The sequence below is a fragment of the Arthrobacter sp. DualSoilB13 genome (assembly GCF_055389195.1).
In genome coordinates, this window is record NZ_AP035865.1 from 2673651 (window position 1) to 2689725 (window position 16075).

The 16075-nt window shown below is 61.5% G+C and carries 14 protein-coding genes and 1 pseudogene; 5 read left to right on the forward strand and 10 right to left on the reverse strand.

What is annotated here, in order from left to right; genetic code table 11:
- Window positions 1-24: 24 nt before the first annotated feature.
- The 3 genes from ACZ5J0_RS12285 to ACZ5J0_RS12295 are packed head-to-tail and all read right to left on the reverse strand — an operon-like array spanning window position 25 to window position 2494.
- Window positions 25-453, reverse strand: coding sequence for an HIT family protein (locus ACZ5J0_RS12285; RefSeq protein WP_142938610.1), 429 nt, complete (start codon window positions 451-453; stop codon window positions 25-27).
- On the reverse strand, window positions 450-1598 hold the full coding sequence (locus tag ACZ5J0_RS12290; protein WP_464093226.1) for an NAD(P)-dependent alcohol dehydrogenase: 1149 nt from the start codon (window positions 1596-1598) through the stop codon (window positions 450-452). Before ACZ5J0_RS12290 ends, ACZ5J0_RS12285 begins: the two co-directional genes overlap by 4 nt.
- Entirely contained in the window at window positions 1595-2494 is a 900-nt protein-coding gene (locus ACZ5J0_RS12295) for a sulfurtransferase (protein ID WP_250819726.1), read from the reverse strand. Before ACZ5J0_RS12295 ends, ACZ5J0_RS12290 begins: the two co-directional genes overlap by 4 nt.
- A gap of 71 nt (window positions 2495-2565) precedes the next feature.
- Here ACZ5J0_RS12295 and cds1 point away from each other — a divergent pair, with 71 nt between their 5' ends.
- Entirely contained in the window at window positions 2566-3648 is a 1083-nt protein-coding gene (gene cds1, locus ACZ5J0_RS12300; RefSeq protein WP_250819725.1) for an L-cysteine desulfhydrase Cds1, read from the forward strand.
- On the opposite strand, the gene ACZ5J0_RS12305 is transcribed toward cds1, so the two are convergent.
- Window positions 3645-4298, reverse strand: a complete 654-nt coding sequence (locus tag ACZ5J0_RS12305) for an MBL fold metallo-hydrolase (protein WP_142938606.1) — start codon at window positions 4296-4298, stop codon at window positions 3645-3647. The genes cds1 and ACZ5J0_RS12305 overlap by 4 nt on opposite strands.
- Window positions 4299-4392: 94 nt before the next feature.
- Here ACZ5J0_RS12305 and ACZ5J0_RS12310 point away from each other — a divergent pair, with 94 nt between their 5' ends.
- The gene (locus ACZ5J0_RS12310) at window positions 4393-4860 is read left to right on the forward strand and encodes a Fur family transcriptional regulator (RefSeq protein WP_142938605.1); all 468 of its coding nucleotides are present in this window, start codon (window positions 4393-4395) and stop codon (window positions 4858-4860) included.
- On the opposite strand, the gene ACZ5J0_RS12315 is transcribed toward ACZ5J0_RS12310, so the two are convergent.
- From ACZ5J0_RS12315 to ACZ5J0_RS12335, 5 genes are all read right to left on the reverse strand, one after another.
- Complete coding sequence (locus ACZ5J0_RS12315) at window positions 4857-5747, reverse strand: metal ABC transporter permease (RefSeq protein ID WP_142938604.1); 891 nt, start codon at window positions 5745-5747, stop codon at window positions 4857-4859. The genes ACZ5J0_RS12310 and ACZ5J0_RS12315 overlap by 4 nt on opposite strands.
- Complete coding sequence (locus ACZ5J0_RS12320; RefSeq protein WP_187697145.1) at window positions 5748-6563, reverse strand: metal ABC transporter ATP-binding protein; 816 nt, start codon at window positions 6561-6563, stop codon at window positions 5748-5750.
- Between the two features lie 153 nt (window positions 6564-6716).
- A complete protein-coding gene (locus ACZ5J0_RS12325; RefSeq protein WP_250819724.1) occupies window positions 6717-7718 on the reverse strand; it encodes a metal ABC transporter solute-binding protein, Zn/Mn family in 1002 nt (333 codons plus the stop codon).
- 107 nt (window positions 7719-7825) lie between these two features.
- On the reverse strand, window positions 7826-8896 hold the full coding sequence (locus ACZ5J0_RS12330) for a hemolysin family protein (RefSeq protein WP_166840169.1): 1071 nt from the start codon (window positions 8894-8896) through the stop codon (window positions 7826-7828).
- A complete protein-coding gene (locus ACZ5J0_RS12335; RefSeq protein ID WP_142938601.1) occupies window positions 8893-10245 on the reverse strand; it encodes a hemolysin family protein in 1353 nt (450 codons plus the stop codon). Before ACZ5J0_RS12335 ends, ACZ5J0_RS12330 begins: the two co-directional genes overlap by 4 nt.
- A 486-nt stretch (window positions 10246-10731) precedes the next feature.
- Here ACZ5J0_RS12335 and ACZ5J0_RS12340 point away from each other — a divergent pair, with 486 nt between their 5' ends.
- Complete coding sequence (locus ACZ5J0_RS12340) at window positions 10732-14526, forward strand: multifunctional oxoglutarate decarboxylase/oxoglutarate dehydrogenase thiamine pyrophosphate-binding subunit/dihydrolipoyllysine-residue succinyltransferase subunit (RefSeq protein ID WP_142938600.1); 3795 nt, start codon at window positions 10732-10734, stop codon at window positions 14524-14526.
- A 138-nt stretch (window positions 14527-14664) separates the two neighbouring features.
- Window positions 14665-15264, forward strand: coding sequence for a GDSL-type esterase/lipase family protein (locus tag ACZ5J0_RS12345; RefSeq protein ID WP_141282482.1), 600 nt, complete (start codon window positions 14665-14667; stop codon window positions 15262-15264).
- Here the strand turns inward: ACZ5J0_RS12345 and ACZ5J0_RS12350 are convergent.
- Window positions 15242-15424, reverse strand: coding sequence for a hypothetical protein (locus tag ACZ5J0_RS12350; protein ID WP_238703398.1), 183 nt, complete (start codon window positions 15422-15424; stop codon window positions 15242-15244). The genes ACZ5J0_RS12345 and ACZ5J0_RS12350 overlap by 23 nt on opposite strands.
- On the opposite strand from ACZ5J0_RS12350, the pseudogene ACZ5J0_RS12355 reads away from it, so the two are divergent.
- Window positions 15413-16014: pseudogene (locus tag ACZ5J0_RS12355) on the forward strand (serine hydrolase domain-containing protein). The gene ACZ5J0_RS12350 and the pseudogene ACZ5J0_RS12355 sit on opposite strands and share 12 nt — an antisense overlap.
- Window positions 16015-16075 lie beyond the last annotated feature (61 nt).

A 16075-nucleotide genomic window follows, 5' to 3' on the forward strand; every position in this document is an offset into this window, starting at 1 on the left:
CAGAGACCGCCACCACTGGCAAAGTCACCCCTCGGGGACAGCGTCGCTGTGGCCCGCGTCGCGTAAAGCCGCGCGCAGCTTCACGGCAGTGGCATCCATGATGGCGGGGTCCGGGTTGTGGTCCACGTTGTGAAGTTCAAAATCCGCCGTGGAATACGCCGGCCACACGTGGACGTGCAGATGATCCACCTCGAAACCCTCCATCAACACGCCAACACGCTTGGCGTCGAACAGGGACTCCTGCACCTTGCCGATGCGCTGGGCCACGTCCATGACCTTGGCCAGCAATTCCGGGCTGGCTTGCGTCCACGAATCCACCTCTTCACGCGGCACCACCAAGGTGTGTCCTTGGGTGATGGGCGAGATGGTCAGGAACGCCACCACGTCCTGGTCCTTCCAGACAAAGCGGCCCGGGATCTCACCGTTGATGATCTTGGTAAACAGCGTGCTCATGCGTCTGCCCTTTCCGATGGTTCCTGAAGTGTTGCTGTGTCCAGAACGAAACGGTACTTCACGTCTCCGGCCACCATGCGGTCATAAGCTTCGTTGAGTTGCCCGGCCGCCACCACCTCGATGTCGCTCACTACGCCGTGTTCGGCACAGAAGTCCAGCATTTCCTGCGTCTCCTCAATGCCACCAATCAACGAACCTGCGTAGGCGAGCCTCCGGCGGATGAGCAACCCGGGGCTGACCGGTGGCATGTCATCGGCGGGAAGGCCCAGCTGGAAGAGGGCCCCGTCCAGGCGAAGGGTCCGGAAGTACGGGTTGAGATCGTGCGGGGCTGCAACGGTGTCGATGATCACGTCAATGCTCCGGTTGGCTGCCTCCATGGCATCGGCGTCCTTGGACAGGACCACATGGTCCGCGCCCAGCTCCCGTGCGGCCTCGAACTTGGATTCGGAGGTGGTGAAAACCGTTACCTCAGCACCCATGGCCTTGGCGATCTTGACGGCCATGTGTCCCAGTCCGCCCAGGCCAACAACACCCACAGAGTCGCCTTCCTCCACCTCGAAATACCGCAGCGGCGAGTACGTGGTGATACCGGCACACAGCAGCGGAGCCGCCGCAGCCGGATCCAGCGCATCCGGGACCCGCAACACGAAACGCCTGTCCACCACCACCGAGGTTGCGTATCCACCTTGGGTGATCTCGTCACCGTGCCGCGGATCTGCAGCCCCGTAGGTGCCTACATTGCCCCGCTCGCAGTACTGTTCCAGTCCTTCGAGGCAGCTCTCGCATTCGCGGCAGGAATCCACCATGCAGCCAACGCCCACGCGGTCGCCTGGGGCGAAGTCCTGAACGGCCGCCCCAACACGGGTTACGCGGCCCACGATTTCGTGACCCGGGATCAACGGGTAGGGCGGAACCCTCCACTCACCGCGCGTTGCGTGCACATCCGAGTGGCACAGCCCGCAGAACTCAATGGCAATCTCCACGTCATCCTCTGTAGGTACGCGGCGGGCCACCGTCAGGGGTACCAACCCACTATCCGGGGATGTGGCACCGTACGCTGCAGCCAGCGTTCCGGGGCGATCTTCACTGGTGTCCATGGTGATCGGCTTGGCAAGAGGTGGGGGCACAGGGCGTCCGGGAGTCATGCTTCGACGCTACTCCCGGCAGCCCTGCTTGTGCCACTTGGTCCGGCGGCGTGCTGTTCAAACGGCGCACTGCCCACGGCAACGTCATGGGCAGGATTGTTGGACCATTGCGAAAACGAGCCCGGATACAGCGCAGCCCGGTATCCAGCGATTTCCAATGCAGCCACCTCGTGGGAGGCCGTCACCCCGGACCCGCAATAGACAGCCACCTTGGACGACGGCTCCAGACCCAGCTCCTCAAAACGCCGGCGTAGCTCCTCTGCCGGAAGGAACGTGCCATCAGCGGCGACATTCCCCGTGGTGGGCGCGCTCACGGCGCCCGGAATGTGCCCGGCCTTGGGATCGATGGGTTCCACCTCACCGCGGTACCGCTCCCCTGCCCGGGCGTCCAGCAACACACCGTTGCGGTGCCACTGCCCCGCGTCATGCTCAGTGATCGCCGGCATGCGGCCCTCACCCAAAGTGACATTTCCGACGGCGGGTCGCACCTCACCGAATTCCACCGGGTGCCCTGCCGCGCGCCAGGCGGCCAGGCCGCCGTCGAGCAGGTACACAGAGTCAAAGCCCGCATTCCGCAACATCCACCAAACGCGTGCCGCGGCCATGCTGCCACTGTTGTCATACGCCACCACGGTGTCGCCGTCGCTGATGCCCCACGAGCGCGCGGATTCCTGAAAGCGCTCACGGGTTGGCAGAGGATGGCGGCCTTGCCGGGGCTGTGCGTGATCGGCCAGCTCTGTGGGGAGATCCACGAACACCGCGCCAGGAAGATGACCGGCCGTGTATTCGTCGTGTCCATCAGTACGGCCCAGGACCCAGCGGACGTCCAGAAGTGCAGTGCGTTTCCCGGACTCGAGGCGCGCGTGCAGTTCCGACGCGCTGATCAGCGTGGCCATAAGTTCTCCTTCGTTCCTGCGGCATGGACCCCTTTGCTTCCGGCGCCCGGATTCCAGCCTAGGCTTATCCGGTGAGCAATTCGTGTATTCAGGACAGGGCATGGGCCAACGAGGCCATCCGTAAAATCGAGGCTGAGAACAACCGCTCGGCCGACACCCACCTTTATGCCGTCCCACTCCCGGACCACTGGGGAGTCAACCTGTACCTTAAGGACGAGTCGACCCACAGATCGGGCAGCCTCAAGCACCGCTTGGCCAGGTCACTTTTCCTATACGGCCTGGTCAACGGCTGGATCACCGAAGGCACTACCATCGTCGAAGCCTCAAGCGGGAGCACCGCGGTGTCCGAGGCATACTTTGCCCGGCTCATCGGGCTACCGTTCATCGCGGTCATGACCAAGACCACCAGCCCGGAGAAGATCGCCCTGATCGAAGACTTCGGCGGCGCATGCCTGCTGGTTGACCATGCTTCGGAGGTCTACGCCGTTGCGGAAGAGACCGCAAGGACCTCGGGTGGTTACTACATGGATCAATTCACCTACGCCGAACGGGCAACGGATTGGCGCGGCAACAACAACATCGCGGAATCGATTTTTGAACAGCTCTCCTTGGAAGAACACCCGATTCCGGAATGGATTGTGGTGGGTGCAGGCACCGGCGGTACCAGCGCCACCATTGGTCGCTACCTCCGATACAACCGCTATGACACCCGGCTGGCCGTCGTGGACCCCGAAAACTCGGCTTTCTTTCCGGCCTGGCGCGACGGAAACGCGGCCGCGGCAACGGGCCTTCCGTCCAGGATCGAGGGCATCGGCCGGCCGCGGTCAGAGCCCAGCTTCGTCCCGGCAGTCATCGACCACATGATCCAAGTGCCTGATGCTGCCTCGGTAGCCGCCATGCGGCACTTACGGAAACTCACCGGCCTGCACGCAGGACCATCCACAGGGACAAATCTTTGGGGCGTCTGGCAGTTGGTGGCCGCGATGGTGGCCGAGGGCCGGCAAGGCAGCATCGTGTCTCTCATGTGCGACGCCGGCGACCGTTACGCGGGTAGTTACAACGACGCCGGGTGGCTGGCCGCGCACGGCCTGGACCCCGCACCGCATGAAGCAGTTCTGGAACGCTTTCACGACACCGGGGTGTGGCCCGCCTAGACCTCCACCGACTCCTTCGGGGCAAGACGCCTGTAGGTGGTTCCGTAGCGGGCGCCGATCCGGGTGACATGGCCCTCTACGATCCCCCGGCCCAGTTCGTTGAGCAGGGCGTCGTGGACCGGAAAAGCCTGGGGAGCACGGACGGAGATGACGAAGTCCACTACCTCGCCCACTTTGGACCACGGAGCATGGAGGGGAACCAAAAGGGTCTGGACATTGATTCCATCGGGGACTACGAACGAATCGCCGGGGTGAAAGACGTTGTCATCCACCAGATAGCCAATATTCGCCACCACCGGGATCTGAGCGTGGATGACAGCGTGCTGGCCACCAAAAGTCCGGATGCTGAACCCTGCCGCTTCGAAGCCAGAACCGGCCTCCACGGCATACACGCGATCGGCCACATCCCCGTTTTCCTTCAAAGCAGCAGCCACCCCGGCCGGCGCATGGACCTCCAGCGCAGTGTTGCTGCGCAGGGCTGCTGTCACTGCCGCTTGGTCGATGTGGTCATTGTGTTCGTGGGTGACAAGTACGGCGTGGGCTCCGCGCAGGGCTTCCTCAGACTCGGAGAAAGTCCCGGGATCAATCACCAGGACCTTTCCTTCCTTCTCCAACCGGACACAAGCGTGGGTGTACTTGGTGAGCTTCATGGAGACAGCCTATGGGCGCCCACTGACAGTTTCCAAGCCTCCCCTACTGGTAAAATTGGGCTTTGCCAACATCCCCAGGGAAGTGAGTCTTTCAATGCCACAGGGCACCAATTCGGCCACGACCGGCAACGCAGCGCCGGCCACCAGCGGTGTCAGGGAGCAGCGCGTCACCAAGCAGCGCTTGGCCGTCAGCGCCGCCCTGGACGAATTGGATGACTTCGTGAGCACTCAAGAGCTTTACCGGCTGCTGCAGAACAAAGGCATCTCCGTGTCGCTTGCCACGGCCTACCGGATTCTGCAGTCCCTGGCCGACGACGGCCTCATTGATGTCCTTCGAAACGGCGACGGTGAAGCCGTCTACCGGCGCTGCGCGGTCACCGGACACCACCACCACCTGCTCTGCCGCAACTGCGGTAAGGCAGAAGAAGTGGAGGCACCCGCCGTCGAGACCTGGGCTGCCCGGACGGCAACTGAACACGGCTTCACCGAGGTTGCCCACACAGTGGAAATCTTCGGGTTGTGCCCCGAATGCACAGCCAAAAAGGCAGCCGGCAAGCTTTAGAGCGCTCCCGCCGGCTGGTCCCGTGATACGCGGCCATTAAGGCCCCTGTTAGCGCGGACCCTGCCGATGATCCGGCACACCACGTAAATCAGGAAGGACAGCGTGGTGACATACGGGCTGATGGGGAGGCGGCTGCCCAAAGCCAAAAGAATTCCACCCACTGTGGCCGTCATCGCGAAAAGCACACTCAGCAGCACTACCAAACGGGGTGATGTAGTCACCCTCAGCGCGGCAGCTGCAGGGGTGATCAGCAAGGCGAGGACCAAGAGCGCGCCCACGATCTGGATGGACAACGCCACACTGACACCCAGCAGCACCATGAAAGCGATGGCAAGGCCACGAACCGGCACACCCCTCGCTTCTGCCATTTCAGGGTCCACGCTGGCGAAGCTCAGTGGACGCCAGATTGCCGCCAAAGCAATCATCACCACCACAGCCGTGCCGGCAAGCACCTGCAGTTGCACCGTATCAACGGACACGATCTGACCTGTCAGCAGACCGAACTTATTTGCCGCGCGACCCTCATAGAGCGCCAGGAACAAAATGCCCAGGCCCAGCCCGAACGGCATAATCACACCAATAATCGAGTTCTTGTCGCGTGCCCTTACTCCCATGAAGCCCAGGAGTACAGCCGCGGCCACAGAGCCAATCAGGGAGCCGAAAATGATGTCGGCTCCGATCAGCAGGGCGAAGGCAGCACCGGCGAAGGACAGTTCGGAGATGCCGTGGACCGCGAAAGCCAGGTCCCGTTTCATCACGAACGTACCCACCAACCCGCCCAGAAGCCCCAGTACGGCACCCGCCCAGATGGAATTCTGGACGAGAACCAGCAATTCACCATAATTCTCAAAATTGAAAATGGTCTGCAGGATGCTCTCGACGTCCATCTAGAACTCCTCCCCGGTGGTTGCGTGGGCTTCGTCATGGAAGTGGGTGGTTGCGTCGGGAAGACCCACCACCACGATCCTTCCATTGGCGTGAATGACTTCCACGTGGCTGTCGTACAGTTCGGAGAGTACTTCCGTGGTCATGACCTCCTGCGGAGTTCCGACACGGAACTTTCCACCGGCCAGGTAGAGCACACGATCCACGTAGTCGATCACAGGGTTGATTTCGTGGGTCACGAAGACCACGGCGCTGTTCCGCTCATGGCATTGCTTGTTGATGAGTGAACTGACGCCCTGTTGATGATGCAGGTCCAGGGAAAGCAGTGGCTCATCGCAGAGGAGAACCTGCGGCTCGGTCGCCAAGGCCTGCGCCACCCTGAGACGTTGCTGCTCGCCGCCGGATAACTGTCCAACCGGCACCCTGGCGTAGTCCGATGCGCCCACCTGCTCCAGCAGCTGGTCGATCCGCTCGTTGACTTTGCCGGATGCAAACCGCATTCCCCAGCGGTGCCCATCGATCCCCAGCCCCACCAGGTCACGGGCGCGAAGCGGGGTGTCCGGGGCAAACGATTTTTGCTGGGGTATATAGCCGATTTTTTTGCTTCCCCGCTCCACCGGGTGCCCACCCAGGGACACGGTTCCGGAATGCAGTTCCTGCAATCCGAGCAGAACTTTCAGGAAGCTGGTCTTGCCGCTGCCATTTGGACCAAGGACAGCGAAGAACTCACCCGGGTTGATGTCCAGGTCCAGGTCCCGCCAGAGTGTCCGCTTGCCGAACTGCAGGCTGGCTCCGCGGAGGCTCACTACCGGTGTCAAAAGTTATCCTCATATCCATGCATTCCGTGGAACGCAGTTGTTGTGCCGCTGGTATTGGCCACCAGGCTGGTGGCAAGCAAAAGGCCCCGCAGCCATCCTGAATATCTTAGGACGCCAGCGGGGCCCTTCACCCCATAACGGGTGCAGGGAACGCTACTTCTTGAGTGCGGCGGTGACTGATTCCACGTTGTCCGTCATCCACTGGAGGTAGTCTTTCCCGTCCGGCAGCGTTTCAGTGAAGTTCACAACAGGTACCCCGGCCGCTTCCGCAGCCCGCTTGACCGACTCGGTCTGCGGCCCCTCCGTCTGCTCGTTGTACGCCAGGAACCGGACCGATTTGGCACTGACCAGATCTGTGGTTTCCTTCAGTACCGCAGCCGGGACATCGGTCTCTTCTTCGATTGCCGCGCTGTAGGCTTCCGGCGTCTTGTTTTCCAAGCCTGCAGCTTCGAGGAGGTACAGCGGAACGGGTTCAGTGACGGCCACGGGGGCGTGCTCATTGCTGGCCTTGATCTCGTCAAGCTTGCCCGTCAATTCTGAGAGCTTTGCCTTGAATGTCTCCGCATTAGCCGTGAAGGTCGAGGCCGATCCCGCGTCAAGGCTGCCCAGCTTGGCGGCCACCGCGTCGGCAACCTTGCCCATGGTGTCCAGGCTGTACCAAACGTGCTCGTTAAAGTCTCCGTGGTTGTGGGTGTGGCCCTCTTCGCTGTGCGCTTCTTCGCTGTGGCCCTCCTCTTCCGGAGCAAGGCCTGAAATCTCGACGGCGCTGATCATGTTCTCGTGGCCGACTTTCGTCTCATCAGCAATCTTGTGGAGGAACTCGTCATAGCCACCGCCGTTCTCCACTACGAGCTTGGCTTTGGAAATCACCAGCTTGTCCTGGGCGCTTGCCTCGTATGAGTGCGGGTCCTGGCTGGTCTTGGTGATGATGGCGTTCACGTTGACTTTGTCCCCGCCGACAGCCTTCACGACATCCCCGTAGACATTGGTAGAGGTGACAACTTCAATGGCGCCTGTTGTGGGATCATTGTTCGCTCCGGCGGTCCCGGCACAGGACGACAGCAGTAGGGCGGACAGAGCTGCAGAAGCGGCCACGGACAGGCGGGTGGCGGAACGACGCACGAAGACCTCGGATCTACTCAAAATGAGAATCAAACACAATTACTGGGAGATTTCAGTGTAGCCCCAAATGGGAATGATTCCTATTTAGAAGGCTCTGGCGTCACCTGGAACCAGGCGACGCCAGAGGGATCTACCGCTTCCTACTGCACCTGCTGACCGCCATAACGGCGAATGCCGGTTGCCTGTGTAGCATCGCGGATCTCACCCACTAACTGCTCAATGACGTCCTCCAGGAACAACACGCCCTGGGTCTCCCCGCCCGAACCCACTACACGGGCCAAGTGCGAACCCGTTCGCTGCATGACGGACAATGCCTGCTCGATCTCGTCGTCCGGAGCCAGGTTGGCCAATGACCGTATCCTGCCCTCGGCAATCGGGTGTTTCCTGCCCTCGTCCGGAATGGACAGGATGTCCTTCACGTGGAGGTACCCGGCGAGTTCGCCGTCGTCGTCAACCATCGGGAACCGTGAGAAACCGGTGCGGCTGACCGCCTTCTCCAAATCCACGGGAGTGGATGCTGTCTTCAGGACCACCAGCTTGTCCAAGGGAACCATGATGTGCGAAGCAGTGTGTTCGGAAAATTCCAGAGCACCGCTCAAAAGACCCGCTTCATCGTCCACCAACCCATGGCGCGTGGACTCCTGGACGATCGACTGGACTTCCTCAAGCGTAAAGGAAGAGGACACTTCATCCTTGGGTTCAATTTTCATCAGCCGCAGGATGTGGTTGGCGAGCCAGTTCAATGACCAGATCACCGGGTTCACCACCCGGGCTATGAACATCAGCGGCGGCGCCAACAAGAGAGCCGCCTTGTCTGCAACGGAAACCGAGATGTTCTTGGGCACCATTTCGCCAAAGGTAACGTGCAGGAACGTGACGAACAGCAAAGCGATGGCAAACGCGATGATGTCTGCCAATTCAACCGGAACACCAACCAGCTCAAGGGGCTCCGCCAACAGATGGTGGATGGCCGGCTCCGCAACCTGAAGGATCAGGAGCGAGCAGACGGTAATGCCAAGTTGCGCACAGGCGAGCATCAGCGAGACGTTTTCCATTGCACGCAGTGTTGTTTGCGCGCGCTTGGACCCGGCTTGTGCCAACGGCTCAATCTGGCTTCGACGCGCGGACATGACCGCGAATTCAGCGCCAACAAAGAAGGCGTTGCCAATCAGAAGCACCACAAGCCAGACGATTCCTACCCAGTCATTCATAGGGCACCTGCTTCACGGCGCGGATTTTCGGCATCCGCAGCATCCGACATGTCCGTCTCCACGTGATGGAAACAGATCCTGTCGATCCTTCGGCCGTCCATCCTGGTCACAGTCAGCGTCCCGCCGACGGTTTCGACGACGTCGCCAGTCCTTGCGATGCGCCCCAGTTGGCTCATGACGTACCCGCCCACGGTCTCGTAGGCCGATTCGTCGGGGACAGTGAGGTTGGGTATCTGCTCGGATACCTCGTCCGGCCTCAGCAAGCCCGGAAAGTACCAATCGCCGGATGCACTCTGCAGCACTCCCGGCCGGACTTTGTCGTGTTCGTCAGCAACTTCCCCGACGATTTCTTCCACAAGGTCCTCCAGCGTGGTGATTCCTGCGGTTCCGCCGTATTCATCGAGTACAACCGCCAGTTGGAGGTTGCCTTCCCGCAACTCGGACAGGAGCGCATCCAAGTGGATCGTCTCCGGGACCTGCAGGACATCCGTCATGATGGCACCGGCCTCGAGCTTGGCCCGGCGCTCAGCGGGGACGGCTACCGCCTTCTTGACGTGGACCACGCCGCGGATGTCATCAGTGGAATCACCAATGACAGGGAATCGGGAGTATCCGGTCCGTCGCGCAGCATCCAGGACATCGGATACCGGCTGGTCGGCGTCGATCGTTTCCATGCGGATGCGTGGCGTCATGACGTCCGCCGCAGTGCGACCGGAAAAGTTCAAGGTGCGGGCAACAAAGTTGGCCGTGCCGGCATCCAATGTCCCCAACTCGGCGGAGCGCCGTACCAAGGAAGCGAGTTCTGCAGGTGTCCTTGCCCCTGAGATCTCTTCCTTGGCTTCAAGACCGAACAGGTTCAACACCTTGTTCGAGAATCCATTCAGCACCACGATTGCGGGCTTGAAGACAGCTGTGAACATCAATTGGGGGCGCGCCAGGCGCTTACCTAACGGAAAAGCGAGAGCAATGGCCATGTTCTTGGGGACCAGTTCGCCAATCAGCATGGACAACAGGGTTGCGATCACCATGGCAAGGATCAACGCCACGGAATGGGTGACCTCGGCAGGGATGCCCACCGCACCCAATGGTCCCAGGAGAAGCTGCCCCAGCGACGGTTCCATCACGAAACCTGTCAGCAAGGTGGTGAGCGTAATGCCCAACTGGCAGCTGGAAAGCTGGGTGGAGAGGGACTTGAGGCACTTCAACAGCGGGGCGGCGGCGTGGTCGCCATTATCCACCGCGCGCTGAACGCTGGCTTGGTCCAAAGCAACAAGGGAAAACTCAACTGCTACGAAAAAGCCGGTGCCAAGAATCAGAGCAAAACCGGCTAGGAGGAGAATCCATTCCACTTAGCGCATCACTCCAAGAGTGGGCGCGTGCAGTGGAGATAATGCCTGCTGCGCCGGGATTCGCCCGGGCGGAGGCTGGTCGGGTCCCGCAGACGGACGGTCCGCAGAACCACCGGCAGTGAGCGCCGGCGAGTGATGGGCATGTGAACGGGTGTTGCCGGCTCGACGGGCACGCTGTGCGGGGTTGCCTGAGCGGCTCCCCCGACAGTTCCCAGGCCGGCACCTAGATTTACTGTCCATAAGACTTTCAGTCTACAGTCAGCCGGGCAGTGATGCCCTGCCGGCGTCACGTACCCTTCAAAGAAGAGGCACATGTCCATTAAGTCAGCCACAACATGATTTAGGTCACCACTATTGGCAGTTAACCAACGATGCTAACTAGACTGACATGGGTCTGAGTTCGCGGGACCCGGACCCTGGCCCGTCATTGTGGAGAGCATCTGTGGCCAGCGGGAAAACAACACTCATGGAAGAGGCGTATTTCAAGTGCCAGAGCAGCCCAGCCACCGTCTACCAGAGGAATTTGGCGGAAACGAGTGGCTCGTTGACGAACTGTACGAGCGGTACCAACAGGACAAGAATTCGGTCGACGCCAAGTGGTGGCCGCTCTTCGAGTCCTTTGCTTCCGGTGACGGCACTTCTTCCAACGGATCCTCCGCAGCCGCTTCGGCTGTCAATCCCCCTACCCAAGCACTTCCCGTGGTAGCTCCGCCCGCAGCGGCACCGGCACCGACGCCGGCCGCTCCCGCAGCTGCCCCCGAGCCTGCACCGGCGGCACCCGCCCCGGCGAAGAAGGCACCCGCCACGGTTGCCCGGGACGGAGCAAAGAAGCCCGTCGCCGGTGCCACGGCCCAGCCGATTCCGGCACAGCTTCCCAAGAGCACCAAAGCTCCCACGGCACCCGAGGAAGACGTCGTTTCCGTCCTCCGCGGCCCGGCCAAGGCCATCGCCACCAACATGGTGACCAGCCTGGAAGTACCCACCGCCACGAGCGTCCGGGCAGTTCCTGCCAAACTGCTCATTGACAACCGGGTTGTCATCAACTCCAACCTTGCCCGCGCCCGCGGTGGCAAGGTGTCCTTCACGCACCTCATCGGTTACGCCGTTGTCCGCGCGCTCTCCCAGTTCCCCTCGATGAACGTCTACTACGACGAAATCGACGGCAAGCCGAGCGCCGTCCAGCCGGCTCACGTCAACTTCGGCATCGCCATTGACATGCCCAAGCCCGATGGCACCCGCCTCCTGATGGTTCCGAACATCAAGAAGGCCGAGACCATGGACTTCGCGGAGTTCTGGCACACCTACGAGGACCTCATCAAGCGCGCCCGCAACGGCAAGCTCACTGCTGACGACCACGCGGGCACCACGGTGTCCCTCACCAACCCCGGTGGGATCGGCACCGTCCACTCGGTGCCGCGCCTTTCCAAGGGCCAGGCTGCCATCATCGGCGTCGGCGCGCTTGATTACCCGGCCGAGTTCCAGGGTGCCAGCGAGAAGATCATCGCCCAGAACGCCATCAGCAAGATTCTCACCCTGACCTCCACCTATGACCACCGTGTTATTCAGGGCGCAGGCAGCGGAGAGTTCCTGAAGCTCGTCCACCAGCTCCTCCTTGGCGCGCAAAACTTCTATGATGAGATCTTCGAAGCCCTGCGCATCCCGTACGAGCCCGTGCGTTGGAGCCCGGACCTCCAGGTTGATCCTGCAGACGAGATCAACAAGGTTGCCCGTATCCAGCAGCTAATCCACTCCTACCGCGTGCGCGGCCACCTGATGGCTGACACCGATCCCCTGGAGTATGTCCAGCGCAAGCACCCGGACCTTGACGTCCTGACCTACGGGCTGACCCTCTGGGATCTGGACCGCGAGTGGCCTACCGGCGGGTTCGGTGGCAAACCACAGCTCAAGTTCCGCGACATCCTTGGAGTCCTCCGCGACGCGTACTGCCGCACCACGGGCATCGAATACATGCACATCCAGGAGCCGGCGGAACGCAAATGGTTCCAGGATCAGCTGGAGCACCCGTACTCCAAGCCGAGCCGCGAAGAGCAGCTGCGCATCGTTTCCAAGCTCAACGCCGCAGAGGCTTTCGAGACTTTCCTGCAGACCAAGTTCGTTGGCCAGAAGCGCTTCTCCCTCGAGGGCGGCGAGTCGCTGATTCCGCTGCTCGACGCCGTCATCTCTGACGCGGCCGACGACGGACTGGACGAAGTTGCCATCGGCATGGCCCACCGTGGCCGCCTCAACGTGCTGACCAACATCGCAGGAAAGACCTACGCACAGGTCTTCCGCGAATTCGAAGGCACCCAGGACCCCCGCTCGGTCCAGGGCTCCGGTGACGTCAAGTACCACCTCGGCACTGAGGGTACTTTCACCTCGGACAACGGCAAGCAGACCAAGGTCTACCTCGCCGCCAACCCGTCCCACTTGGAAGCTGTTGACTCCGTCCTCGAAGGCATTGTCCGCGCTAAGCAAGACCGCCTGGACCAGGGTGAGTCCTTCCCTGTCCTGCCCATCATGGTCCACGGCGACGCAGCCTTCGCGGGCCAGGGTGTTGTGGCTGAAACCCTCAACCTCTCGCAACTGCGCGGCTACCGCACCGGCGGTACCATTCACGTGATCGTCAACAACCAGGTTGGCTTCACCACCGCACCGTCGTCATCGCGTTCGTCAACGTACTCCACCGACGTTGCCAAGATGATCCAGGCACCGGTGTTCCACGTGAACGGCGACGACCCCGAAGCCGTGGTGCGCGTTGCGCAGCTCGCCTACGAGTTCCGCCAGCGGTTCCACAAGGACGTCGTCATCGACATGGTGTGCTACCGTCGTCGCGGCCACAACGAGGGCGACGACCCCTCGATGACCCAGCCGCTCATGTACAACCTGATCGAAGCCAAGCGCTCCGTTCGCAAGTTGTACACCGAGTCGCTCATCGGCCGCGGAGACATTACCGAGGAAGAAGCTGAGCAGCTGCTCCGCGACTACCAGGAGCGCCTTGAGCGCGTCTTCGCTGAAACCCATGCCGCACAGACTTCCCCGATCCCGATCATCACGGCGGACTCCGCTGCTGTCTCGGACATCGAGCGTCCCATTGCGCAGCAGTCTGACTTCGGGACGAACTCCCCCACGTCCACAGCGATTTCCGCCGAAACCCTTGCCCGCATCGGCAAGGCGCACCTGGAAATTCCGGATGGCTTCACCGTTCACTCCAAGCTCAAGCAGCTCCTGGAGAAGCGTGAGCAGATGTCCCGTGAGGGCGGCATCGACTGGGGCTTTGGCGAGATCGCAGCCTTTGGCTCACTGATCATGGAAGGCGTACCCGTACGCCTGGCCGGCCAGGACTCCCGCCGCGGCACGTTCGTCCAGCGTCACGCAGTGTTCCACGACCGCGCCAACGGCAACGAGTGGCTGCCTTTGGGCAACCTCTCCGACGACCAGGCCAAGCTGTGGATCTACGACTCCCTGTTGTCCGAATACGCTGCCATGGGCTTCGAATACGGCTACTCTGTGGAGCGTCCGGATGCTCTGGTCCTCTGGGAAGCCCAGTTCGGTGACTTCGTCAATGGCGCCCAGACCATCATTGACGAGTTCATTTCCTCGGCGGAACAGAAGTGGGGCCAGCGCTCCTCGCTGGTGCTCATGCTCCCGCACGGTTACGAAGGCCAGGGACCGGACCACTCGTCGGCACGCATTGAGCGCTTCCTGCAGATGTGCGCCGAGGACAACATGATCGTGGCCAACCCCACCACTGCTGCCTCACACTTCCACCTGTTGCGCCGCCAGGCCTACAGCCGCCCACGGAAGCCGTTGATCATCTTCACCCCCAAGCAGCTGCTTCGCCTCAAGGGCGCGGCTTCGGCTGTTGAGGACTTCACCACCGGAGGCTTCAAGCCGGTTATCGGTGATCCGGACGTGCAGCCGGCCAACGTGGACCGCGTCATTCTGGTCTCCGGGCGTTTGTACTACGACCTCCTGTCCAACCGTCAAAAGTCCGGCGATACCTCGACGGCGATCATCCGCGTGGAGCAGCTGTACCCGCTGCCCAAGGCAGAGATCGATGCCGAGCTCGCCAAGTACCCGAACGCTGACATCGTGTGGGCACAGGATGAGCCCGCCAACCAGGGTCCTTGGCCGTTCATGGGCCTTAACCTGGCACCGGAGCTTGACCGCAAGCTCCGCCTCGTGTCGCGTCCGGCTTCGGCCTCCACCGCTGCCGGATCCATGAAGCGCCACGCCGCTGAACAGGACACCCTGATAAAGCAGGCGTTCGAACGCAAGTAAGCGAAACTGCCCGGCCTGAGGAGCGATGTGCGCGCCTTAGGCCGGGCAGTTCTGTTTAATGGGACAGGACCCGGTTCCCAAACCGGCCGATGATCGGCCAAACCGTGCAAGGACCGTAACGAGTGTGAAGAGGTAGCCGTGGAAGACAGGAAGCTGCGCATCGCAGCTGTAGGAGATGAACTGCTCGCGGGCCTGGGGGATCCCCGCGCCTTGGGCTGGCTCGGTAGAGTCCTGGCCCGCACACCCCAGGATTCCGTCGTGGTGGAAAGTTTCCCGCTCCCCTGCCCCATGGAAGGCACCGAGGGCCTCGCCGCACGCTGGCAGGATGAAGCCGGAAGGCGCTTCAGTGATCAGCATGAGAATCGACTGGTGATCGGCCTTTCGGGTCGCGACCTTGAGTTTGGACTGTCCACGGCACGCAGCCGGCTGAACCTTGCGAACATCCTTGACGGGGCTTCGCACAGCAGCGTGGAGGTCTTTGTGGTGGGCCCGCCGCCTACCTTGGACCCCGCACGCAACAAACGTCTGGCCGAGCTGAACACGGCGTTTGCCGACGTCACCACCAGGCGGAACCACCATTACGTTGACACGTTCTCTCCCTTGCTCAATCATGAGCAGTGGAGGACGGACCTCGCAGCCAATGGGGGAACACCGGGCCAGGCCGGCTACGGATTGATTGCGTGGCTTGTCCTGCACCGCGGCTGGTTCCAGTGGCTTAATATCGCCCAACCGGAGTAGCCATGACGCGGATCGTGTAGGTTTCTGTCAGAGCACCATTCACCGCGGCCGTTGTTGCCGCAGTGGTCGCTACAGTTTCCTGCAGTTCCGGTCCGCCCTCACGGCTTCGTACGGCACTGGTGTCCGCGACGCCCAGCGCGAAGTATCCATCGAGGACCATATCCGGGTGGGCTCCGTCACCAAGACCTGGACCACAACTGCCATTTTGCAGATGGTCCAGGAGGGCAAGCTTTCCTTGGATGATCCGGTGTCCCGGCACCGCCCCGACGTTCCCAACGGCGACAACATCACCATCGACCAACTGCTGACCATGCGGAGCGGGCTGTACAACTACACGGAAACCCTTGACCTCAATTCGGCCATGGACACAGACCCGCAAAGGGTCTGGCAACCGGACGAACTACTTGCCCTGGCGTACAGGCACCCACCGTACTTTGCGCCCGGCCAGGGTTTTCATTACTCCAATACCAGTACGGTCTGCTAGGCCTCATCGCCGAAAAAGTCGACGGGAAACCCTTGGGGCAACTGTTCAGGGACCGCATCTTCGAGCCGCTGGGCATGACAGGAACAGTCTTCCCGGACATTTCGTCCAACAGCATTCCCGCACCCCACCCCCAGGGCTACTTCTTCGGGGACAACGTCCTGACCATGACTAATCCCGCGCTGCCGGAGGCCATGCAGCAGGAAGCCATCGCCGGCACGCTCGCGCCCAACGACGTCACGCTCATCGGAAAGATGTACCGGTCCTAGGCCCACCCTGCCGTTGATTAGCACACGCAGAACCATTGCCTCCACAGCAGATGCGATATAT